At 65.9% G+C, this 320-nt stretch carries 1 pseudogene; it reads left to right on the plus strand.

The features are described 5' to 3' along the window. A pseudogene (locus HOP53_RS21410) lies at positions 1-320 on the plus strand (aconitate hydratase); the annotation flags it as partial.

Genomic DNA, 320 nt, shown 5'->3' on the forward strand with positions numbered 1-320 from the left:
GACCGCTACCGCCTCGGCGTTGGCCGGCACCATCGCCGACCCGCGCAGCCTCGATATGCCCTATCCTCGCATCGCCGAGCCCGCGCAGATGGTGGTCAACCGCGATGTGTTCGTGCCGCCGCTGCCGCTTGCCGAGGCGCGTCTCAAGCCGCTGCAGAAAACCGACAACACCCCGGCTCTGCCTGAACTCACCGTGCTGCCCGATACTCTCGAGATTCCGGTACTGCTGGTAACTGGCGATAACGTCTCCACTGACGACATTATGCCGGCGGGGCAGCGGGTCATGCCCTACTGGAGCAGCGTCTACGCCTCGGCGCCGT

This window comes from Billgrantia ethanolica, from assembly GCF_021404305.1.
GTDB lineage: Bacteria > Pseudomonadota > Gammaproteobacteria > Pseudomonadales > Halomonadaceae > Halomonas > Halomonas ethanolica.